Annotated in this window: 1 protein-coding gene; it reads right to left on the bottom strand. The window is 57.8% G+C overall.

What is annotated here, in order from left to right:
* Window positions 1-369 (bottom strand): GTP-binding protein (locus A3709_RS20915; RefSeq protein WP_231871274.1); only part of this gene is annotated, 369 nt, incomplete at its 3' end.
* Between the last annotated feature and the right edge of the window lie 24 nt (window positions 370-393).

Here is a 393-nt window from a genome sequence, read left to right as displayed (position 1 = left end):
AGACAGCAGGATGTGCTCACGAGTCTGGGGCATGGGGCCGTCAGTAGCACCACAAACCAGGATCGCGCCGTCCATCTGCGCAGCACCGGTAATCATGTTCTTCACGTAGTCAGCGTGTCCGGGGCAGTCAACGTGCGCGTAGTGACGAATCGGAGAGTCGTACTCAACGTGAGAAGTCGCGATGGTGATGCCACGCTCTTTCTCTTCAGGTGCGTTGTCGATACCGTCGAAGGCTACCGCGTCGCCGCCCCATACTTCGGAGCATACGCGGGTCAGGGCCGCTGTCAGGGTAGTTTTACCGTGGTCAACGTGACCGATGGTGCCCACGTTTACGTGGGGCTTAGTACGTTCAAACGTTTCTTTTGCCATTACGACAATCTCCTGTCTGCGCCG

Source organism: Halioglobus sp. HI00S01 (genome assembly GCF_001635445.1).
GTDB classification, from domain to species: domain Bacteria; phylum Pseudomonadota; class Gammaproteobacteria; order Pseudomonadales; family Halieaceae; genus Halioglobus; species Halioglobus japonicus.
Note: the sequence above shows the minus strand (reverse complement) of the source record. Positions and strands in the feature narration are given on the sequence as shown.